Consider the following 25,151-nt stretch of genomic DNA (forward strand, 5'->3'; position numbering starts at 1 on the left):
CCCCATGGCAAACCCATACCGCGACCTGTTCAAAGCCCCCGGCAGCCGAGCCTTCGTGCTGGCCGGCATGATCGCGCGCATGCCGATTTCCATGACCGGCATTGGCCTGATCACCATGCTCTCGCAACTGCAGGGCGGCTATGGACTGGCCGGTGCCGTGGCAGCGACGTTTGCCCTGGCCACGGCATTTTGCGCGCCACAGGTATCGCGGCTGGTGGACCGTTTTGGACAGCGCCGGATCTTGCCCGTGTCAGCACTGATCGGTGGCGGGGCGTTGTTGATGGTGTTGCTCTGCACCCGCTTGCAAGCGCCGAACTGGACACTGTTTGTGTTCGCCGCGCTGGCCGGTTGCATGCCGAGTATGTCGGCGATGGTCCGGGCGCGCTGGACCGAGGTCTATCGCGGCAAACCCGAACTGCAAACAGCCTACGCGCTGGAATCGGTATTGGACGAGGTGTGCTTTATCGTCGGGCCGCCGTTGTCGGTGGGGTTGTGCGTGGTGGCGTTCCCCGAGGCCGGGCCGCTGGCGGCGCTGTTGATGCTGGCAATCGGAGTGACAGCGTTCGTCCTGCAACGCGACACCGAGCCAGTGATTCATCCGCATGAAGAACATCGTCAAGGCTCGATCATTCGTTCCAGCGAGATTCAGCTGCTGATGCTGTTGATGGTCGCCATGGGTACCATCGTTGGTGTAGTCGATGTGGTCAGTGTGGCGTTTGCCCAGCAGCAGGGCCAACCGGCGGCGGCGAGTATTGTGTTGTCGGTGTATGCGATTGGTTCATGCATGGCCGGGCTGGCGTTCGGGACATTGCGTTCGAAATTGCCGTTACCGCGATTGTTCTTATACGGCGGGGTGGCGACGGCGGTGACGACGCTGCCGTTGCTGCTGGCGACCAATATTCTTGGATTGTCGTTGGCGGTGTTCGTTGCCGGGCTGTTTTTTGCGCCGACCTTGATTGTCGCCATGGCCTTGGTGGAGCGCATCGTGCCACCGGCCAAGCTAACCGAAGGCCTGACCTGGCTGGTCACCGGGTTGAGCATCGGCGTGGCGATTGGCGCGGCCGGTTCGGGGTGGTTGGTGGATGGGTTCGGGGCTCGTAGCGGGTTTTGGCTGGCGATAGCTGCAGGCCTGGTGGTCCTCGTTTCCGCCGTCCAAAGCTTCCGTCATTTGAAATAAAGACCCCCTGTAGGAGTGAGCCTGCTCGCGATAGCGGTGTTTCAGTCACCATCAAGTTAACTGACATACCGCTATCGCGAGCAGGCTCACTCCTACAGGGGGGATGTGTTCGCCTAATTCTCCGCGGCGCTCATCCGTTCTCTTGGTAGACAACTTTTCGAGGTAAGCCAGGTGACCCAGCTGACATTGCTGTGCCTGCCCTATTCAGGCGCAAGTGCCATGGTTTACAGCCGCTGGCGGCGCAAACTGCCGGAGTGGCTCACGCTGCAACCGGTGGAACTGCCCGGCCGTGGCGCGCGCTTTGGCGAGCTGTTGCACACCGACATGCAGCGTCTGGCGCTGCAACTCGCGCAGGAACAAATCACCACGCTCAAGACGCCGTACGCGTTGTTCGGCCATAGCCTGGGCGCATTGCTCGCCTGTGAAATGGCCCATGCGTTGCGTTCGATGGGTTGCCCGGAGCCGGTGGCGCTATTCGCTTCAGGCACCGCCGCGCCGACGATGCGTGCTGATTATGATCGCGGTTTCGCCGAACCGAAAACCGATGCCGAATTGATCGAGCAATTGCGCACGCTCAACGGCACCAGCGAAGAGGTGTTGGCCAACGAAGAGCTGATGAGTCTGACGCTGCCGGTCCTGCGCGCGGACTTTCTGCTGTGCGGGCGCTTCGAGCTGCAGCCGCGTCCCTTGCTCAAATGCCCGGTGCACGTGCTCGGCGGCAAGGCTGACCGCGCCACTACTGAACAATTGATCGGCTGGAGCAAGGAAACCCACGGCAGCTTTTCCTTGGACATGCTCAGTGGTGGTCACTTCTTCATCCATGAGCACGAGGCCAAGGTGCTGCGGGTGATCAAGGATCAACTCGAGATTCACCATCGCCGCCACACCATGACCGCCAGCGCCTGACTCCGTCCCCCCTGTAGGAGCCGAGCTTGCTCGCGATGACGGACTGACATTCAACATAGATTTTGGCAGTTGCACCGCTATCGCGAGCAAGCTTTGCTCCTACAGGTTTCGGGTTCGCCAAGTTTCTGTATTTCCTCTCGCTCCACCTCCTTTCTGATACTTATTCTCATTCGTTAATTTTTCCGGTGTGCATTCGTTTTATAGGGACGACGTGCCTTTGTGCTTCCCGCCACTGATCCGGATGCTTAGAAATGAATGCTGAAGACTCCTTGAAACTTGCTCGCCGGTTTATCGGGTTGCCCCTGGAAAAGCGTCAGTTGTTCCTTGCGGCCTTGCACAAGGAAGGCGTTGATTTCGCCCGGTTTCCCATTCCGGCTGGCGTTGAGGCCGAGGATCGCCAGGCGTTGTCCTTCGCCCAGCAACGCATGTGGTTTCTCTGGCAACTGGACCCGCACAGCGGCGCGTACAACCTGCCGGGCGCGGTGCGCCTGACCGGGCATTTGAATCTGCACGCGCTGGAACAGGTTTTCGCCAGCCTCGTCGAACGTCACGAAACCCTGCGCACGGTGTTCCAGCTCCAGGCCGATGACAGCTTGCTGCAAGTGCCAGCCCGCACACCGCTGGTGATCGATCATGTGGATTTCAGCGCATTACCGGCGCCTGAGCGCGAACTCGCGGTCGCACAAGCAGCCGAGCAGCAATCCGTGCAGCCGTTCGATCTTGCAGTCGGCCCTTTGTTGCGCGTGACGTTGCTCAAACTCGCCGATCAGGAACACGTGTTGCTGCTTACCCTGCACCACATCGTGTCCGACGGTTGGTCGATGAACGTGCTGATCGACGAATTCATCCGCTGCTACGACGCGTTCGACGTGGGCGCCCAACCGCAACTCACTCCATTGCCGATCCAATACAGCGACTACGCCCTGTGGCAGCGGCGCTGGTTGGAAGCCGGCGAGCAGGCGCGCCAACTCGATTACTGGCAAGCACAACTGGGCAACGAGCACCCGGTGCTGGAGCTGCCCACCGACCACCCGCGCCCGGCAATGCCAAGCTATCGCGGTACTCGCTACGAGTTTGCCGTCGATGCGCAACTGGCCGAGCAACTGCGTGCTACGGCGCAAAAGCACACCATCACCCTGTTCATGCTGTTGCTCGGTGCGTTCAACGCGCTGCTGCATCGTTACACCGGGCAGACCGACCTCCGCGTCGGTGTGCCGATTGCCAACCGCAATCGCGCAGAGATCGAAGGCCTGATCGGTTTCTTCGTCAACACCCAAGTGCTGCGCACGCAACTCGACGGCCAGACCCGCGTCGACGACTTGCTGCGCGCCATCAAGGAAACCGCCCTCGGCGCCCAGGCTCACCAGGATTTACCGTTCGAGCGTCTGGTCGAAGCGCTGAAACTGGAGCGCAGCCTCAGCCACACGCCACTGTTCCAGGTGATGTACAACCACCAGCCGCAGGTCGCGGACATTGCCACGGTCAGCACGGCGTCCGGTCTGGCGCTGGGCGTGATCGAGTGGGAAGGGCGCACCACCCAGTTCGACCTGACCCTCGACACTTACGACCTCAACACCAATGAAAAGCGCGGCAAGCTGTACGCTGCGCTGACGTACGCCAACGACCTGTTCGACGCAGACACCATCGCGCGCATGGCGCAGCACTGGACCCATCTGCTGCAAGGCATGGTCAGCGATCCGACGCAGCGAGTCAGTGATTTGCCACTGCTGGAAAGTGCGGAATACCAGCGCATCGTGCATGACTGGAATCACGCCGATGAAGGCTTTCCGCAAGACCTGTGCATTCACGAGCTGATCAGCCAGCAAGTCGCAGCTAATCCGAATGCATTAGCAGTGACCTTCGGCACCAAGCAGCTGACTTACGCCGAACTCGACATCCAGGCCAATCACCTGGCGCACAAACTGATCGAGCTGGGCGTCGGCCCGGAAGTCCGTGTCGGCGTCGCCATGCCGCGCTCGGAAAACTTGCTGGTGGCGCTGCTTGCGGTACTCAAGGCCGGTGGTGCCTACGTGCCGCTGGACCCGGATTACCCGGTTGAGCGCGTTGCCTACATGCTCGAAGACAGCCGCGCACTGGTGTTGCTGACCGAGCAATCCGTCGCCGCGACACTGACCGTTACAGCCGATACGCAAGTGTTGCTGCTGGACGACAAGGCATGGGTCGAATACCCGGCAAACGCCCCGCAAACTCGCGTCACGCCGGACAACCTCGCCTACGTCATCTACACCTCCGGCTCCACCGGCAAACCCAAAGGCGTGGCCATCGCCCATCGCAACGTGCTGGCGCTGATTGATTGGTCGACATCGGTCTACAGCCGCGAAGACATTCAAGGGGTGCTGGCCTCGACCTCGGTCTGTTTTGACCTGTCGGTGTGGGAGCTGTTTGTGACCCTGGCCAACGGCGGTTCGGTGATCATCGCCCGCAATGCCCTGGAATTGCCGCAACTGCCGGCGCGGGATCAGGTGCGCTTGATCAACACTGTGCCGTCGGCGATCAATGCGTTGCAGCGCGACGGGCAGATCCCGCCGAGCGTGCGCATTATCAACCTCGCCGGCGAGCCGCTGAAGCAGAGCCTGGTGGAAGCGCTGTATCAGCAGCCGACCGTCGAACACGTCTACGACCTGTACGGCCCGTCGGAAGACACGACTTATTCGACCTGGACCCGGCGCGAGGCCGGCGGCCGCGCGAACATCGGTCGTCCGCTGAAACACACCGTCAGCTATTTGCTGGATGCCGAGCTGCAACCGGTGCCGCAAGGCGTCTCTGCGGAGCTTTATCTGAGCGGAGCCGGCATCACCCGCGGTTACCTGGCGCGGCCGGGCATGACCGCCGAAAAGTACGTGCCTAACCCGTTCGCCAGCAATGGCGAGCGTCTGTACCGCACCGGCGATCTGACCCGCTATCAGGCCGACGGCACGCTGCAATACGTCGGGCGCATCGACCATCAGGTCAAGGTCCGTGGCTTTCGCATCGAACTGGGTGAGATCGAAGCGCGACTGTTGCAGCAGGACACCGTGCGCGAAGTGGCGGTGCTGGCGCAGGATAGTGTCAACGGTCAGCAACTGGTGGCTTACGTCGTGCCGAATGATCCAGCGTTGCTGGACGATGCCGACGCGCAATCGACCCTGCGTGAAACCTTGAAAGCCGCACTGCGTCAGCACCTGCCGGACTACATGGTCCCGGCGTTTCTGCTGTTCCTCGATCACCTGCGGCTGACCCCCAACGGCAAACTCGACCGTAAAGCCTTGCCGGCGGTTGATGGTTCGCAGCAACAACGCGAACACGTCGCACCGCGCAGCGCTTTGGAAAAATCCCTGGCCGCGATCTGGCAGGACGTGCTGGCCATGGATAACGTCGGTCTGGAAGACAACTTCTTCGAACTGGGCGGCGATTCCATCGTGTCCATGCAAGTGGTCAGTCGCGCGCGTCAGGCCGGGATCGTGTTGAGTCCCAAGGACCTGTTCCAGCACCAGACCATTCGCAGCCTCGCTCAAGCGGCCCGCAGCGGCGAACAGCCATTGATCGACCAATGCCCGGCGCAGGGCGTAGTGGTGCTGGCGCCGGTTCAACAATGGTTCTTCGAACAGGCAATCCCCGAGCGCCAGCACTGGAACCAGTCGCTGCTGCTGGTGCCCCGTGAGGTGTTGAACGCCGAGGCGCTGGACCGCGCTATTGAGCAATTGCTGTCTCACCACGACAGCTTGCGCCTGCGTTATGAACAGACCGTCGAAGGCTGGCAGCAAATCTACGCCGCACCCACCACGGAGTCGGTGTTGTGGCAGTGTCAGGCGCAGTCGCTCGAAGAACTCAACGTCCTGTGCGATGAAGCCCAACGCAGTCTCGATCTGCACAATGGCCCGCTGATGCGCACGCTGCTGGTGGCGATGGCTGACGGTACACAACGCCTGTTGCTGGTGATTCATCACCTGGTGGTAGACGGCGTCTCCTGGCGCGTGCTGCTGGAAGATCTTCAGCAGTTCTACCGCGGCAATATTTCCATAGCGAAAACCAGTAGCTATCAGCGCTGGGTCGCCCGTCTGCAAGCGCACGTTCCAGCCTTTGAAAGCAGCCACGGTTATTGGCTGACCCAACTCAACAACGCACCGAATAATCTGCCCTGCGACCGCCCCAATGGCGCACTGGAAAACCGCTTCGAACACAAAATCGAGTTCAAACTCGACGCCGAACACACCCGCAAACTACTGCAAAACGCCTCGGCGGCATATCGGACCCAGGTCAACGACCTGCTGCTGACCGCACTGACACGAGCAGTGTGCCGCTGGAGCAGGCAGGGCAGTGCGCTGATTCAGCTCGAAGGCCATGGCCGCGAAGACCTGTTCGACGACATCGACCTGACCCGTACCGTGGGTTGGTTCACCAGCCTGTTCCCGGTCAATCTGGTGCCGTCGAGCGATCTCGGCGCATCGGTCAAAAGCATCAAGGAACAACTGCGCGGCGTGCCGGACAAGGGCCTCGGTTACGGCGCGCTGCGTTATCTCGGCAGCCCGACGATTCGTACCGAACTGGAAGCTTTGCCGCAACCGCGCATTACCTTCAACTATCTGGGGCAGTTTGACCGTCAGTTCGACGATGCGGCGATGTTCGTGCCCTCTACCGAAGGTAACGGTGTGGCGCAGGATCCTTCGGCTCCGTTGGGCAATTGGCTGACGGTCGAAGGTCAGGTCTACGGCGGCGAGTTGTCGCTGAGCTGGGGGTTCAGCCGCGAGATGTTCGACATCGCGACCATCCAGCGTCTGGCAGACGATTACGCGCTGGAACTCAAGGCGCTGATCGATCACTGCTGTGCCGTTGAAATGCCCCACGCCACGCCGTCGGACTTCCCGCTGGCGCGCATCAGCCAGATGCAACTCGACGCATTGCCGGTCGCAACTCTTGAAGACCTGTATCCGCTGTCGCCGATGCAACAGGGCATGCTGTTCCACACGCTCTATGAACCGCACGTTGGCGCCTACATCAGTCAGTTGCGTCTGGACATTCAAGGCCTCGATCCGCAGCGCTTTGCGCAAGCCTGGCAGACCGCACTGGAACGCCACGACATCCTGCGCAGTAGCTTCCACTGGCAAGGCCTCGACACCGCGCATCAGGCGATTGTCCGTCAGGTCGAGTTGCCACTCGAAGTGCTGGACGCGACCGACACCGATGCGCTGGCCGATGCCGAGCGCGCCCAAGGATTCGAATTGGGCAGCGCGCCGCTGTTCCGCTTGAAGCTGGTCCGTACCGACTCCAACGATTGGCACCTGATCTACACCAGCCACCACATCTTGATGGACGGCTGGAGCAATGCGCAGTTGCTGGCCGAAGTGATTCAGCATTACGCCACCGGGCAATCGCTGCCGACACCGACCGGGCAATACCGCGATTATCTGGGCTGGTTACAGCAGCAATCCGCCGTCGCTGGCGAGCAGTTCTGGAAAGCCGCGTTGACGCCGCTGGAGGCGCCGACATTGCTCGCTGAAGCCTTGCGCCCGCCAGTGGGCGCGCGGGGCAGCGAAGAGTATCGAGTCGCCCTCGACAGTCGCGCCACTCAACGTCTGGCCGATTTTGCCTGGCAACAGAAAGTCACCCTCAACACCGTTCTGCAAGCGGCGTGGAGTCTGTTGCTGCATCGCTACACCGGCCAGGATTGCGTGGTGTTCGGTGCCACCGTCGCGGGTCGTTCGGCGCCGCTGTCGGGGATCGAAGAACAACTCGGACTGTTCATCAACACGCTGCCGCTGGTGTGCGCGATGAACCCTGAGCAAACCGTCAGCCAATGGCTGAGCGAGCTGCAAGGGTTGAACCTGGCCATGCGCGAGTTCGAGCATGTGCCGCTTTATGACATTCAGGGTTGGGCGGGGCAGCAGGGTTCGGCGCTGTTCGACAGCCTGCTGGTGTTCGAAAACTTCCCGGTGGCCGAAGCGCTGAAACAGGGCGCCCCGGCCGGGCTGTCGTTTGGCAACCTGCATAACCACGAACGCACGCATTATCCGCTGACGTTGGGTATTGAGCTGGGTGAGGGCTTGAGTCTGGAGTTCAGCTACGACGCGGCGCGGTTCAGTGCGGCACAGGTCGCTGAGTTGTCGGCCAACCTGCAGCATCTGCTGATGCAGTTGGTGGCGCTGCCGGATGCGGCATTGGGCGCGCTGGAACTGCTCGATATCGATGGCAAAAAAGCGCTGCTTGCGATCAGCCAGCCGGCCCCGGTTCAGTTATCCACAACCTTATTGGTCCATGAACAAATCGCCGCTCAGGCTGCCGTCACCCCGCAAGCACTGGCGTTGCAGGTCGACAGCCAATCCCTCAGCTACACGCAGTTGAACACCCAGGCCAACCGACTGGCCCATCGCCTGATTGAAAACGGCGCAGGCCCCGGCAAGCGTGTCGGGCTGGCGCTGCACCGTAGTCCGCAATTGATCGTCAGCCTGTTGGCGGTGCTGAAAAGCGGCGCCGCGTATGTGCCGCTGGACCCGAAATATCCAGCGGAACGGCTGACCTACATGATCGACGACAGCTGCCTCGACGTGCTGCTGTGCGAAACCGGTCTGCTGGAGGATGTGCCAGGCGTGCTTCGTCTCAGCCTCGACGACAACACCGGTTACTCCGACAGCAATCCGCCAAATCACGCGGTCGTCGAAGACCTGGCCTACGTCATCTACACCTCCGGCTCCACCGGCCAACCCAAAGGCGTGGCCATCGCTCACGCCGCGTTGCGCGAGTTCTGCCAGAGCGCCGCCGACTATTCGGTGCTCTCGGCGGTAGACCGCGTGTTGCAGTTCGCGACCGTCAGTTTCGATGGCTTCGTCGAACAGTGCTTCCCGGCGCTGTGTGTCGGCGCGGCGTTGATCATGCGCGGTGATGAGTTGTGGGATGCCGGGCGACTGGCCGCTGAAATCGTCCAGCAAGGCGTCACCGTGGCGGACTTGCCGGCAGCTTACTGGTACTTGCTGGCTCGCGAATGCGCGAGCGGTGTGGTGCGCGATCTCGGTGATTTGCGTCAAGTTCATGTCGGCGGCGAAGCGATGTCGGTGGAAGGTTTGCGTTTGTGGCATCAGGCCAGTTTGAGCCACGTGCGACTGCTCAACACCTACGGCCCGACCGAAGCGACCGTGGTCTCCAGTGTGCATGAATGCCGACTCGACGATGCCAACGATGCGTTTGGCATCCCGATTGGTCGCGCCATCGCCGGTCGTGCGTTGTATGTGCTGGACGCGGCCGGTCAATTGCTGCCCAACGGAGGCGTTGGCGAGTTGTGCATCGGCGCGCCGGCCTGCCTCGCGCAAAGCTACTTCGATCGCCCGGCGCTGACCGCCGAACGCTTCCTGCCGGACCCGTTCGCCCGAGAGCCGGGCGCGCGGCTATACCGCAGCGGCGATCTGGCGCGCTACAACGCTGACGGGCATCTGGAATACGTCGGCCGTATCGATCACCAAGTGAAGATCCGCGGCTTTCGCATTGAAATGGGCGAGATTGAAGCCTGCCTGCAAGCCTGTGAGGACGTGCGTGATGCAGCCGTCATCGCTCAGGACGGCACGCAACTGGTGGCGTATGTCGTGGCCAGCGATGCTGTGGTTTCTGAAACTGAATATCTGGAAGGCCTCAAAGCCGTTCTGCGTCGGTCGCTGCCGGAATACATGGTGCCAAGCTACCTGATCCTGCTGGTCAGATTGCCGCTTAACAACAACGGAAAACTGGATCGCAGAGCTTTGCCGCGTGCTGAAGCCAGCGATGTTCAACGTGACTTTGTAGCTCCGGTCGAAGGGCTGGAAACGAAATTGGCGCTGATCTGGGCAGAGGTGCTGCAAGTCGAGCGCGTGGGGCGCGACGACAACTTCTTCGAACTGGGCGGTCACTCGTTGCTGGTGCTTCAGGTGATTTCGCGGGTGCGTCAGCAGTTGCAGCTCGAACTGTCGGTGAGCAGCCTGTTCTCGGCCGCGAATCTGGCGGAGTTTGCCGAGCGAGGAGCACTGGCGAACGTCAGCGGCCAACCGGTGCTGCAACGTGCAGCGGTCGATCATCCACAAATTCTGTCGTACGCCCAACAGCGCCAATGGATTCTCTGGCAACTGGACCCACAAAGCCCGGCCTACAACATTCCCGCCGCGCTGCGCCTCAAGGGCTCGCTCAACCTCAATGCCCTGCGCGAAACCTTCACTCAGGTGCAGGCCCGTCACCAAACCCTGCGCACCACCTTCGAACAGGACGGTCAGCAGGCCCATTCTGTGCTGCACGACACGCTGGCACTGCAACTGGAACAGCGCACGCTCGATCAATCGTCAGTCGAAAGCGCGGTGGCCGAAGAAATCGCCCGGCCATTCGATCTGCGCAATGGCCCGCTGTGGCGTGTGTTGCTGCTGCAAGTGAACACTGACGAACACGTTCTGGTACTGACCGTTCACCACATCGCCGCTGATGGCTGGTCGATGCAGGTCATGGTCGATGAGTTCAGCACGTTGTATCAGGCGGCAGTCGAAGGTCGCGATGCAAACCTGAACAGTTTGCCGGTCAGCTACAGCGACTACGCCCATTGGCAGCGCGACTGGCTGGAGGCCGGCGAAGGCGCGCGTCAACTGGCGTGGTGGAGCGAGCAACTGAAGGGCAACCAAACGCCTCTGGAGTTGCCAAGTGAACTGACCCGCCCGGCCCGTCGCAGCGAGCGCGGCGCCAGCCTTGTGCTGAACGTTGATCGCGACTTGCTCGCCGGTTTGCGCCAGCGCGCCCAGGAGCAACAAGTGACGCTGTTCATGCTGTTGCTGGCGAGTTTCCAGACCTTGCTGCATCGCCAGAGCGGGCAGTCGAGCATCAGTGTCGGCGTACCGAGCGCGGGGCGTTCGCGCCTCGAAACCGAAGGCCTGATCGGCTTCTTCATCAACACCCAGGTGCTGCGGGCCGAGATCGACGGGCAGCAGCCTTTCAGCACCTTGCTGCAACAGGTCAAACAGGTTGCATTGGACGCGCAGGCCAACCAGGACGTGCCGTTCGAGCAGTTAGTTGATGCCTTGCAACCCGACCGCAGCCTCAATCACAGCCCGTTGTTCCAGGTGCTCTATAACCATCAGCAGCAAATGGGTCCGAGCGTCGAGCGCAACGTGGCCGACTTGCAGGTCGAGCGTCTGCACTGGCTGCAGCACACCGCGCAATTCGATTTGGTACTTGACACTCAAGAGCAAGGCGAAGAACTCGATGCCAGCCTGACTTATGCCACGGATGTGTACGACGAGGCGTCGATGCAGCGCCTCGCCGAGCAGTGGCTGAACCTGCTGCGTGCGGTGGTCAACGATCCACAGCAACGCGTCGCCGAACTGCCCTTGCTGCACGCGCCGCAAAACGACGCGTTGATCCAGCACTGGAACCCGGCATTCGAGGCGCAGCCACCGTCGCCAACCATACACCGGTTGTTCGAGACTCAGGCTGCGCAACGGCCGAACGCAATCGCGCTGGTCCATGAAGGCGAGCAACTGAGCTACGCCGCGCTCAACGCCCAGGCCAATCGACTGGCGCGCAAACTGCGAGAGCAGGGTGTCGGCCCGGAAGTGCGCGTCGGCATCGCCACTGAGCGGGCGATGCCACTGGTGGTCGGGTTACTGGCGATTCTCAAGGCCGGCGGCGCTTATGTGCCGCTCGATCCGCAATACCCGGCTGAGCGCCTGAGCTACATGATCGAAGACAGTGGTATCACGCTGCTGTTGACTCAACAGCACTTGATCGACGGTTTGCCGTCCCGCGACGGCGTGCAGGTGCTGAGCCTGGAGTCGTTGCATCTGGACGCCTTCAGCGACGACAACCTGACGACGCTGGCGACCCCGGACAACCTCGCTTACGTGATCTACACCTCCGGCTCCACTGGCCGGCCAAAAGGAGCGTTGCTCAGTCATGCCAACGTCGGGCGTCTGCTGACGGCCACCGCCAGCGAGTTCAACTTCGGCCCGGCCGATGTCTGGACGCTGTTCCATTCCTACGCGTTCGACTTCTCGGTGTGGGAGCTGTTCGGTTCGCTGTGTACGGGTGGGCGTCTGGTGATCGTGCCGCATGACATCAGCCGCGAACCGCAAGCGTTTCACCGCCTGCTCTGTGATGAAGGCGTGACGGTGTTGAACCAGACCCCGAGCGCTTTCCGCCAACTGTTGCCGATTGCCTGCGGCAGCCCGCGAAACATGGCCCTGCGTCAGGTGATTTTCGGCGGCGAAGTACTGGAAGTCGCCAGCCTGCGGCCATGGTTCGAACGCTTCGGCGATCAGCAGCCCACGTTGGTCAACATGTACGGCATCACCGAAACCACGGTGCACGTGACCTACCGCGCGATTCGCCTGGCCGACCTGGACGGCAAGGCGCAAAGCCCGATTGGCCTGCCGATCCGCGACCTGCGCTGGTACTTGCTCGACAGCCAGTTGCAGCCGGTACCGGTGGGTGTGGCGGGTGAGTTGTACATCGCCGGCGCTGGCCTGGCGCGGGGTTATCACGGACGTTGTGGCCTGACTGCCGAGCGTTTTGTGCCGAGCCCATTCGACGTTTCGCAACGGCTCTATCGCAGCGGCGATCTGGCGCGTCAGCGTGGCGACGGCAGCATCGACTATCTCGGGCGGATAGATCAGCAAGTGAAAATTCGCGGTTTCCGCATCGAACTCGGCGAAATCGAAGCCGCACTGCTGGCCCAACCGAGCGTGCGCCAAGCGGTGTTGAACGTGCACAACGGCGACGGCGGACCGCAGTTGTGCGCCTACGTCGTGGCCGAGCAAACCCCACACGACCCGATGGCCTGGCGCGACAACCTGCGTGCCGCGCTCAAGGTTGATCTACCGGATTACATGGTGCCGAGCCATTGGTTGCTGCTCGACGCCTTGCCGCTGACCGCCAACGGCAAGCTCGACCGCAAGGCCTTGCCAGTGCCGGATGCCGAGGAATGGCAACGCCCGTTCGAAGCCCCCGAAGGCGACCTCGAACCGCAACTGGCGGCGATCTGGGCCGACGTGCTGGGCGTGGCGCAGATCGGCCGGCGCGACAACTTCTTTGAATTGGGCGGGCATTCGTTGCTCGCCGCCCAGGCCAGTGCCCGTGTGGAACTGGAACTGGGTATCGAGTTGCCGCTGCGCGCGCTGTTCGAGTCCACCGACCTACAGGTTTATGCCGCCATGGCCGGGCAACACGCCCCGGCTGACAACGATGCACGTCTTGATGCGCTTGAGTCGCTTCTCGACGAGATGGAGATCAACTGATGGAACACACCACTGCCCAGCGTATCGCCAGCCGTTTCGCCGGCCTGCCCGCCGACAAGCGCCGCGAGTTTCTGAGCCGCATGCAAGAGCAGGGCGTGAGTTTCGGCCAACTGCCGATTCCGCCCGCTGCCGAGCCGCAAACGAGCTTCGAACTGTCGTATGCGCAGCAGCGCCAATGGTTCCTCTGGCAGCTTGATCCGCACAGTTCTGCGTACAACATCCCGGCCGCGTTGCGCTTGCACGGGCCGCTGAATGTCGCGGCGTTGCAGCAGAGTTTTGACGTGTTGCTGGAGCGGCATCAAAGCCTGCGCAGCCGATTTGTCGAGGATGACGGTCAAGTCGTTCAGACACTGGCCGAGTTCACCTCTCTGGCGATCGAACACATCGATCTGCGCAGTGAACCTGAGGAAAACCGCCTCGATCTCGCGATGAAAAGCGTCGAGCAGGAAATTGCACAGCCATTTGATCTGCAGCACGGCCCACTGTTGCGAGTCAGCCTGTTGCAGCTCGATTCTGAAGACCATGTGCTGTTGCTGACCCTGCACCACATTGTCACCGATGGCTGGTCGATGGGCGTGCTGGTGGAGGAATTCTCCCGGCTCTACGCCGCGCATAGCCAAGGGCAGAACGCAGCGCTGGAAACGCTGCCGATTCAATATTCCGATTACGCCCTGTGGCAACGCCGCTGGATGGAAGCCGGCGAGCTGGAGCGTCAGCTCAACTGGTGGCGCGAACGTCTGGGCAACGAGCAACCGTTGCTGGAGTTGCCCACAGACCGTCCACGCCCGGCGCAACCGAGCCAGCATGGTGCTCGTCTGGATTTCACCCTCGATGCAAACTTGGCCCGCGGGTTGATGCACCTGGCCAAACAGCGCGGCGTCACGCCGTTCATGCTGTTGCTGGCGAGCTTTCAGGCGTTGCTCTATCGCTATAGCGGCCAGTCCGACGTGCGCGTTGGTGTGCCGATTGCCAACCGTAACCGCACGGAAACCCGTGGCCTGATCGGCTTCTTCGTCAACACCCAAGTAATGCGTGTCGAACTCGACGGACGCCAGCCATTCAGCCAATTGCTCGACCAGACCCGCTCCGCATCGCTGGACGCCCAGGATTACCAGGACTTGCCGTTCGAGCGGCTGGTGCAGGCACTGCAAGGTGAACGCAGCCTCAGCCACAGCCCGCTGTTTCAGGTGATGTTCAACCATCAGCAAGCCAAACCGGCAGCGGTCAGCGGTTTGCTCGCCGGGCTGCGTGTCGAAGCGCTGAACGCCACGGTGCACACCACGCAATTCGACCTGCAACTGGACACGCAGGAGGAGGGCGACAAACTGTTCGCCAGCCTGACCTACGCTACTGATTTGTTCGACGCCGAGCGGATCGAGCATTTGGCCCGTCACTGGCGCAATCTGTTGGCCGGTGTGCTGGCGAACCCGCAATGCCCGCTCGCCGAGTTGCCGCTACTGGACGCCGACGAGCGTCTGCGCATTCTCGATGACCTCAACGACACAGCTCAGGCTTATCCGGGTGAAGTCTGCGTGCAGCGGCATTTTGAACAGCATGTAGTCGAAAACGGTAAGGCGACGGCGCTGGTATTCCAGGGCCAGATCATGAGTTACGCCGAATTGAACCGGCGCGCCAACCGCTTGGCCCATCACTTGCACGCCCAGGGTGTCGGCCCGGAAGTGCTCGTCGGGATTGCCTGCGACCGCTCGTTCGAAATGGTCGTCGGCCTGCTGGCGATTCTCAAGGCCGGTGGCGCCTATGTGCCGCTGGACCCGGAATACCCGCGGGATCGCCTGAGCTACATGATCGAAGACAGCGGCATTTCGTTGCTGCTGACTCAGGAGCATCTGCTGGCGCAATTGCCGACGCCCGATAACGTACGCACCTTGTGCCTGCGCGCCGAGGCCGATTGGCTGAGCGAATTGCCAGGCAACGATCTACCGAACCTCGTCATCGCAGAAAACCTCGCCTACGTGATTTACACCTCCGGCTCCACCGGCAAGCCCAAGGGCGCGGGCAACCGCCATGTAGCGCTGCACAACCGTTTGGAATGGATGCAGCAAGCCTACAACTTGCAACCCACGGACCGCGTGTTGCAAAAAACACCGTTTAGTTTCGACGTGTCAGTGTGGGAGTTTTTCTGGCCGCTGATGAAAGGCGCAACGCTGGTGATCGCCGCACCGGGCGAACATCGCGATCCACAACGTCTCGCGGCATTGATCGTCGAACAGGCAATCACTACGCTGCACTTTGTGCCGTCGATGCTCTCTGCGTTTATCGCTGCCGACGAGGCGCTGGCCTGCACCTCGCTGCAACGGATCATTTGCAGTGGTGAAGCGCTACCGATGGAACTGCAACGCCAAACGTTGCGCAGCCTGCCGCAAGCCCATCTCTACAACCTCTATGGCCCGACCGAAGCGGCCATCGACGTGACCCACTGGACCTGCGTGGAAGAGGGCTGCGACAGCGTGCCGATTGGCCGTCCCATTGCCAACCTGCGCACCTGCATCCTCGACAGCGAACTGCAACCCTTGCCGCTGGGTGCGGTGGGCGAGTTGTACCTCGGTGGTGTCGGTCTGGCGCGCGGGTATCACCGTCGTGGCGCGCTGACCGCCGAGCGTTTTGTGGTCGATCCGTTCGGCAGCGGCGAGCGTTTGTACCGCACCGGTGACTTGGCGCGTTATCGCGCTGACGGCGCCATCGACTACTGCGGGCGTATTGACCACCAAGTGAAGATTCGCGGTTTGCGCATCGAGCTGGGCGAAATCGAAGCGCGTCTGCAAGAGCATTCCGACGTGCAGGAAGCCGTGGTGTTGGCCCTCGATGGCCCGAGCGGCAAACAACTGGTCGCGTACGTCGTGCCGCAGGATCGCGCATTAGTGGCCGCCGACGCCAAGCAACAAGGCGCGTGGCGCGAAACCCTGAAAAGCCATCTGCTCGCCAGCCTGCCGGATTACATGGTGCCGGCGCAGACCGTGCTGATCGAGCAAATGCCGCTCAGCCCCAACGGCAAACTCGAGCGCAAACGTCTGCCGGCGCCAACCGCGCAAGTTGGCCAACGCGCCTTCGACGCGCCGCGCAGCGTACACGAACAGGTGCTGGCGCAGATCTGGCAAGACGTATTGGGCGTGGAGCAGGTTGGGCGTCAGGACAACTTCTTTGAACTCGGTGGCGACTCGATCATTTCGATTCAAGTGGTCAGCCGTGCGCGCCGTGCGGGGCTGAGCCTGCAACCCCGTGATCTGTTCCAGCAGCAGACCTTGCAAGCGCTGGCCGCTGTGGTCAAAGAACAAGCCGCACCGCTGGCGCAACAAGGGCCGGTGGACGGGCCGCAAACACTCACGCCGATCCAGCGCTGGTTCTTCGACGAACCGATCCCGCAACGCGCGCACTGGAACCAGTCGGTGCTGCTGACGCCGCGTGAAACCCTCGAATTGCCGCGCCTGCAAGCAGCGCTGCAACGCCTGCTCAAGCAGCACGATGCCCTGCGGTTGCGCTTCAGTCAGGTCGACGGCCAATGGTCGGCGCGGTATGTCGGGGCCGACAGCGCTGATGTCATCGACATGCTCTGGACCGCTCGCGTGGCCAGCGATGCGTCGCTGGAATCGGTGGGCGACGAAGCGCAACGCAGCCTCAGCCTGCAAGACGGGCCGTTGCTGCGGGTGGCGTTGATCGCGCAGGCCGATGGCTCCCAGCGTTTGCTGTTGGTGATCCATCATTTGGCGGTGGACGGTGTGTCGTGGCGGGTGTTGCTGGAAGATTTGCAGGCGGCCTACCTTGGGCAAGAACTGCCACCGAAGACCAGCGCTTTCCAGGCGTGGGCCGACAAACTCGACGCCTATGCACGCTCCGAAGCCGCCGTCAGCGAGCTGAGCTGGTGGCAGACGCAGCTCCGCGGGACGAATGATTCGTTGCCAGCGGCCAATGTTGGGGCCAGCCAGGCCGGGCATTTGCGCCAAGGCGTCAGCATCGGCCTCGACCGTGAACAAACCCGGAAATTGCTGCAACAAGCCCCGGCGATCTACCGCACACAGGTCAACGATCTGCTGCTGACCGCACTGGCCCGCACCCTCAGTCGCTGGACCGGTTGCGGCTCGGCGCTGATTCAGCTTGAAGGCCATGGTCGCGAAGAACTGTTTGGCGACATCGACCTGACCCGCACCGTTGGCTGGTTCTCCAGCCTGTTCCCGGTGCGCCTGACGCCGACCGCCGACCTGGCGGGTTCGATCAAGGCAATCAAGCAACAGCTGCGCGAGATCCCCGGTAAGGGTATGGGTTATGGCCTGTTGCGCTACATGGGCGATGCGTCGACCCAAGCGGCATTGGCCGCGTTGCCGCAGGCGCGGGTGACGTTCAACTACCTTGGCCAGTTCGACCAGAGCTTCGCCGAAGACGCGTTGTTTACCCCGGCGCGCGAATCCAGCGGTGCGGCGCAATCGGCCGATGCACCGTTGCCGAACTGGCTGTCGGTGGACGGTCAGGTGTATGGCGGTGAACTGAAACTGGACTGGACTTTCAGCCGCGAATGCTTCGATCAGCGTGAAATCGAAGCGTTGGCCGCGGATTACCAGAGCGAATTGCTGGCGTTGATCGCCCATTGCCTGAGCGATGGCGCAGGCGGCGTGACCCCGGCGGACTTCCCATTGGCGCGCCTGACTCAGGCGCAGCTCGATGGATTGCCGGTGTCGCCCGCGCAGATCGAGGACCTGTACCCGCTGTCGCCGATGCAGGCCGGTTTGTTGTTCCACAGCTTGTATGAGTCTGAGTCTGGCGCGTATGTGAACCAGCTCAGCGTCGAGGCCCGTGGTCTCGATGCCGAGCGTCTGGGCCGCGCGTGGCAAGCGGTGCTCGACACCCATCCAATCCTGCGCAGCAGCTTCCACTTCCCGGATGGTTTTGAAGCGCCGGTGCAATTGGTCCATCGTCATCTGCAATTGCCGATGACCTGCCTCGATTGGCGCGGCCGCAACGATCAGGTCGAAGCACTGGCGCAGTTGATCGACAGCGAACGCCTGCAACTCGACTCGACCCGGGCGCCGTTGATGCGCTTGACCCTGGTGCGACTCGACGACGAGCGCCAGCAACTGATCTACACCCACCATCACCTGTTGCTGGATGGCTGGAGCAATTCGCTGCTGCTGAGCGAAGTCTTGCAGCGCTATGCCGGGCAAGAAGTGCAGGCCCCAACCGGGCGTTTCGCCGATTACATCGGCTGGCTGCAGCGTCAGGATGGGCAGGCTGATGAACTGTTCTGGCGCGAGCAACTGGCGAACCTCGACAATCCGACGCTGTTGGCCCAGAGCCTGGCCCATGGCGACGGTAAAAACCTGTCGACGGCGGAGTTTGCCGACCATCGTCAGACTTTCGATGTTGCCACCAGCCAACGCTTCAGCGATTTCGCCCGTCAGCAAAAAGTCACCCTCAACACCTTGTTGCAAGGCGCCTGGGTGCTGTTATTGCAACGCTATACCGGTCAACGCAGCGTCGCGTTCGGCGCAACCGTGGCCGGGCGGCCGGTAGATTTGCCGGGGGCGGAAAGCCAGCTTGGGCTGTTCATCAACACCTTGCCGGTGATCAGCACGCCGGATGCGGTTGAAAGCGTGGGCCACTGGTTGACTCGCTTGCAGGCGCAGAACCTGGAATTACGTGAGCACGAATTCACCGCTCTCGGTGACATTCAGCGCTGGGCCGGGCGTGCCGGCGAGCCGCTGTTCGACAGTCTGCTGGTGTTCGAAAACTTCCCGGTGGCCGAAGCGCTGCAACAGGGCGCGCCGGCCGGGTTGAGCTTTTCGATCCCGCACAACCATGAACGCACCAACTTCCCGCTGACGCTGGCGGCCACCGCCGAAAGGCAGTTGAGCCTGAACTGGAGCTACCAATGCGCCCACTTCAGCAGCGAAGCCATTGCCCGCATGAGCGAGCATCTGGCCGCGCTGCTGGCGGCGATGGTCGCCGCGCCACAGGCAGCATTGGGTGAACTGGACCTGCTGACCGCACCGGAACGCGTGCAACAATTGGTCGAATGGAATCCCGTGTTCACCGCAACGGAAAACCCGCTGTGCGTGCATCAGTTGATCGAAGCCCAGGCTGTTATCCGCCCGGACGCCACGGCGCTGATCTTCAATGACCTGGAATTGAGCTTCGATCAACTCAACCGTCGCGCCAACCAATTAGCCCACCGCTTGCGCGCACTGGGCATCGGCCCGGAAGTGCGGGTCGGCCTCGCGATGCAGCGTTCGCCGGAAATGATCATCGGTCTGCTGGCGATCCTCAAGGCCGGCGGCGCTTACGTGCCGCTGGACCCGGCCTATCCGGCCGAGCGTCTGCGCTATCTGATGGAAGACAGCGGCATTTCGCTGCTGATCAGCCAATCGTGGCTGCGGGAAAAACTGCCGTTGCCGGAAGGTTTGGCGGTGCTGGAAGTCGACCGCAAACCGCTGGAATCGATGGCTGACACCAACCCGGTCAACCTGACCTGTGGCGAAAACCTCGCGTACCTGATTTACACCTCGGGCTCCACCGGGCGGCCGAAAGGCGTCAGCGTGGCCCACGGCCCGTTGGCCATGCATTGCCTGTCGATCGGCGAGTTGTACGGCATGACCCCGGACGACCGCGAGCTGCAATTCGCCTCGATCAGCTTCGACGGCGCCCACGAACGCTGGCTGACACCGCTAGTATTCGGTTCGGCGGTGATGCCCCGTGACGATGAGTTGTGGAGTGTGGAGCGCACCTGCGCCGAGATTGAAAAGCACGGCATCACCATCGCCTGTTTCACCCCGAGCTACCTGGCGCAGATCGCCGATTTCATGGGCGAAGCGGGGCGTGATCTGCCGATCCGTTCCTACACCCCGTGCGGTGAAGGTATGGCCAAACATGCGTTCGACGAAGTCCAGCAGGTGCTGCAACCCAAGCGCCTGATCAATGGCTACGGCCCGACCGAAACAGTGATCACGCCGCTGATCTGGCTGGCCTACCCGGATACCGAATTCGACTCGGCATTCATGCCGATTGGCCGGCCGGTCGGTAATCGCAGCGCTTATATTCTGGACGGCGGCTTGCAGCCGTTGCCGGTCGGTGTGGCGGGTGAGTTATACCTGGGCGGCGAGGGCGTCGCTCGCGGTTACCATAAACGTCCGGACCTGACCGCTGAGCGTTTCGTGCCGGATCCGTTTGTACCGGGCGCACGTTTGTATCGCAGCGGTGATCTCGCACGGTTCCGCGCCGATGGCGTCGTTGAATACCTCGGTCGTATAGACCAGCAAGTGAAGATTCGCGGGTTCCGTATCGAGCTCGGTGAAATCGAAGCCTGCCTGCTCGAACACGAGGGCGTGCGTGAAGCGTTCGTGATCGACCGCGAAGGCCCGGTCAGCCGCCAATTGGTCGGTTACGTGGTGCCGCGCGATCCACTCGCCGATGAGCAGGATTTGCGTGAAGCGCTGACGGCTCACCTGCGCAGCCGTTTGCCAGCGCACATGCTGCTGGCGCATTTGATGTGCCTGGCGGCATTGCCGCTGACGCCCAATGGCAAGCTTGATCGTCAGGGGCTGCCGGCCCCTGAAGCTACTCGACAGAATCAGGATCAGGTGACCGCGGCGTCGCCGGCCGAAGCGTTGCTGGTGGAAATCTGGCAGGAACTGCTGGGGCTGGAATCGGTGGGCGTCACCGAAAACTTCTTCGAATTGGGCGGTGATTCGATCATCTCGCTGCAAGCGGTGAGCCGTGCCGGGCAGCGCGGGCTGGTGTTCAGTCCCAAGCAATTGTTCGAACAGCAGACCATCCGCGCATTGGCGGCTGTCGCCAGCAGCCGTGAAGTGGCGTTGGTTGAAGTGCCGAAAGTCGATGCTTTCTCGCTGGTACCGCACATCGATATTGCCGCCCGCGAGGGGCTGCAAGATCTGTATCCGCTGTCCCCCATGCAGCAAGGCATGTTGTTCCATTGCCTCGATTCGCCGGAGCTGAACCCCTACGTCAACCAGCTGAGCGTGGCGGTGGACGGTTTGCAGGTGCCGCGTTTCCGCGCGGCTTGGCAGACTCTGGTCGAACGCCATGAAGTACTGCGCGCGGCGTTCCGCTGGCGCGACGGGTTAGCCGATCCGCTGCAAGCGGTGTTCGCCGATATCGAGTTGCCGATCGAAGAACTCGATTGGCGTTTGCGCAACGACACCGAGCTGGCGTTGAAAGCGCTGGCAGCAGCAGAACAGGCCAAGGGTTTCGACCTGAGCTGCCCGCCGTTGATGCGCTTCATTCTGGTTCGCCTCGGCGATGACCGTTACCAGATGATCTGGATTTACCATCACCTGCTGCTGGACGGCTGGAGTGCCTCGCGTTTGTTGGGCGACATGCTGCGCCTGTATCACAACGACACTTTGCCGACCCTGACCGGTCGCTACGCCGACTACATCGCCTGGCTGCAACGTCAGGACGGTGCACAGGCCGAAGGCTTCTGGCGCGAGCGCCTGGCATTGCTCGAAGAACCGACGATTCTGGCCAAGGCTTCAGGTGCCGCAGGTTCCGGTCATGGCGTGATGTACAGCAACCTCGACGTCGAGGCGACACGCAAACTGCATACCTTCGCCAAGCGACAGCGCGTGACCCTCAACACGCTGGTGCAAGGTGCCTGGCTGCTGCTGTTGCAACGCCACAGCGGCCAGCGCAGCGCCGCGTTCGGCGCCACGGTGGCGGGACGTCCGACCGGGCTGGCCGGGGCGCAAGATATGCTCGGACTGTTTATCAATACCTTGCCGGTGATCCAGACCCTCGACCCGCAACAGCCGTTGGGCGAGTGGTTGCGCGATTTGCAGGATTACAACCTGCTGGTCCGCGACTACGAGCACACGCCGTTGTCGGACATTCAGCGCTGGGCCGGGCAGGGTGGCCAGGGCTTGTTCGACAGCATCATCGTGTTCGAAAACCATCCGGTGGACCGTGCGTTGCGAGGGGGCGAGGAAGGTGAGCTGCGTTTCGCCGAGGTCGGCAGTGGCGGGGTGACCAACTTTCCGATGGACTTGATGGTCAGCGCTAACGAAGACGGCCTGGAAATCGAGTATCTGTTCCTGCGGGATCGCTTCAGTGAAGTGGACGTGCAGCGGATTCGTGCGCAACTTGAAGGTCTGCTGTGGGCAATGCCGGAGGACGCCACATGCTTGCTTGGCAATATTGGCTTGCCTGAATCTCGCATCAGCCTGGCGCAAGCATCGGGTGACAGCGCCGATTTGCTGCGCGCGTTCAAACAGCATGTGCGCACGCAACCGCAGAAAGTCGCCTTGTTCTGTGAAGATCGCGAAGTCAGTTATGCCGATCTGGAGGAACAGGCCAATGGGCTGGCGCAGCAGTTGATCGGTCGCGGCATCGGCCCGGAAAGTCTGGTGGCGGTAGCCCTGCCGCGTTCCGAACGCACGATTGTCGCGTTCCTCGCGGTCCTTAAAGCCGGGGCGGCTTACTTGCCTTTGGACTTGGCGTATCTGGCCGAGCGACTGGCTTATATGTTGAGCGATTCGGCCGCCAGCCTGTTGCTCTGCGACAGTGATCTCGGCGAGCGGTTGACCGTGGCCGACAATCTGCCGCGCGTGTTGCTCGATCAACTGAGCGATGCCGACAACGTTGAATGTCCGGTTTCCAACCCGTTGCCGGGGCATCTGGCGTACCTGATTTACACCTCTGGCTCCACCGGCCAACCGAAAGGCGTGGCCGTGGAACGCGGGCCGATTGCCCGGCATTGCCGAGGCATCATCGACCTCTACGAACTGGCACCGCGCAGCCGCGAGCTGCACTTTATGTCGTTCGCCTTCGACGGCGCTCAGGAGCGCTGGCTAAGCGTGCTGATGGCCGGCGGCAGTCTGGTGATTCGCGATGACAGTTTGTGGACCCCGGAACAGACCCTGGAAATGCTCCATCGTCATGCCGTCACCGTCGCCTGCTTCCCGCCGGCGTATCTGCAACAAATGGCCGAAGTCGCCGAACGCCTGGGCAATCCGCCGGCGGTTGAGGTGTATTGCTTTGGGGGGGATGCGGTACCGGACGCCAGTTTCGAGCAGGTCAAACGCGCCTTGCGCCCGCAGCGTCTGGTCAACGGTTACGGCCCGACCGAAACCGTAGTCACGCCGCTGTTGTGGCGTGCCGAGGTCAGCGAAAACTGTGACGCGGTTTATGCGCCGATTGGTCGAGGTGTCGCCGGGCGCGGTTTGTATGTGCTCGACGCCGATCTCAACCCCTTACCGGTGGGTGTCAGCGGCGAGTTGTACCTGGGCGGCGAATGCCTGGCGCGGGGTTATCACCAGCGTCCGGGCATGAGCGCCGAGCGTTTCATCCCTGACCCGTTCTACGCCGGTGGCCGCATGTACCGCACCGGCGACCTGGTGCGCCAGCGCGAATGCGGATTGATCGATTACCTGGGACGGCTGGATCAGCAAGTGAAGATCCGTGGTTTCCGTATAGAACTGGGCGAGATCGAAGCGCGTCTGCGTGAGTGCGCGGGTGTGCAGGATGCCGCTGTGGTGGTCCATGACACACCGACCGGCAAGCAATTGGTCGGTTATGTGGTGGCGTCCGGCGCAGTCGGGCTGGATCGTCGCTTGAAGTCTGAACTACAAGCGCAACTGCCGGATTACATGGTGCCGGCGCGGATTATGGTGCTGGAGCGCTTCCCGCTGTCGGCTAACGGCAAGCTCGACCGTCGCGCACTGCCGGAACCTGAATGGGCGCTCGGCGGTTATCGCGCACCGCGAAACGCACTGGAAACGGCCCTCACCGCGATCTGGCAAGAGGTGCTTGGCGTGCCGCAAGTGGGCATCGACGACAACTTCTTCGAACTGGGCGGCGACTCGTTGCAGGTGCTCAAAGTCATCTCACGGGTACGCAGCCAGCCGCAACTGGGCTTTGAATTGAAGCTGCGGGATTTGATGCAGAAACCGTGCATCGCTGAACTCAGCGGTTATCAGGCGGCCGAGCCTGCGAAGGCACCGGACCCGTTGTTGGCACTGAACGCGCGAATCGCGAATGTGCCGGCGCTGTTCTGCCTGCACGCCGGTTTTGGCACGGTGTTCGATTACGAACCGCTGGCGCGGCGTCTGGAAGGCCGGCGCGCGGTGTACGGCGTGCAGTGTCGCATGCTGCTTGATCCGCAGTGGCAGGACGAATCATTGCTGGCCATGGCGCAAGCCTATGCGCAACGGATCCGCCGTCAGCAGGCCAAGGGGCCGTATTACTTGCTGGGCTGGTCGTTGGGCGGAGCGTTGGCGCAATTGGTCGCGCACGAACTGGAATCCCAGGGTGAAACTGTGGCGTTTGCCGGGCTGGTCGACAGTTACGTAGCGGGCACCGCAGAAGCGGGGGACTGGCGCGAGGATCTGGGCGACTTCCTGAGGTTTGTGCTCGGGTTGCCGGCCGATGAGGCTCAGGCGTTGATTGCCCTGAAAGCGGCTGACTTGAACGAGCGCGACGGCTCCACAGCAGTTATCGAGGCAGCCATGCACGGTGCCAATGGGCATGCCGCGTTGGGCGCGGGGGAATTGACGCAAATCTTCGCCACCGGTTCACGCCTCAAGCAACTGGCGCTGGCCCATCGACAATTACCGGCGATTCAGGCCATGGCGCATCGCTGGTGGGTGGCCGGGCGCGACGATGAACGCCGGGTGTTCGAGGCGCAGGTCGGCCGCCACGGTGTGGATCGTTTGTTGGCGGGGGGGCATTACGAGTTGTTGCGTAGTGACGAGTTGCTCGATGAGCTCGAACAGCTATTGGAGCGCAGCCCGGCCATCGCCTGACAACACGGTCCACTGTAGGAGCTGGCTTGCCAGCGATGGTCGTTAACGATGACGCGTGTTTATTGGATAAACGCG

The 25,151-nt window shown here is 62.0% G+C and carries 4 protein-coding genes; all 4 read left to right on the forward strand.

Features of this window, described 5'->3' with window-relative positions; genetic code table 11:
- Positions 1 to 4 precede the first annotated feature (4 nt).
- The 4 genes from ACWGZX_RS23395 (at position 5) to ACWGZX_RS23410 (ending at position 25,076) form a co-directional block, all read left to right on the forward strand.
- Positions 5 to 1,177, forward strand: coding sequence for an MFS transporter (locus ACWGZX_RS23395; RefSeq protein WP_452625612.1), 1,173 nt, complete (start codon positions 5 to 7; stop codon positions 1,175 to 1,177).
- Positions 1,178 to 1,348: 171 nt separating this feature from the next.
- Entirely contained in the window at positions 1,349 to 2,083 is a 735-nt protein-coding gene (locus ACWGZX_RS23400) for a thioesterase II family protein (RefSeq protein WP_452625613.1), read from the forward strand.
- A gap of 251 nt (positions 2,084 to 2,334) precedes the next feature.
- Positions 2,335 to 13,314, forward strand: a complete 10,980-nt coding sequence (locus tag ACWGZX_RS23405; protein ID WP_452625614.1) for an amino acid adenylation domain-containing protein — start codon at positions 2,335 to 2,337, stop codon at positions 13,312 to 13,314.
- Complete coding sequence (locus ACWGZX_RS23410; RefSeq protein ID WP_452625615.1) at positions 13,314 to 25,076, forward strand: non-ribosomal peptide synthase/polyketide synthase; 11,763 nt, start codon at positions 13,314 to 13,316, stop codon at positions 25,074 to 25,076. The genes ACWGZX_RS23405 and ACWGZX_RS23410 overlap by 1 nt, the downstream gene beginning before the upstream one ends.
- The last annotated feature ends 75 nt before the right edge of the window (positions 25,077 to 25,151 follow it).

Source organism: Pseudomonas sp. CLCA07 (assembly GCF_053615335.1).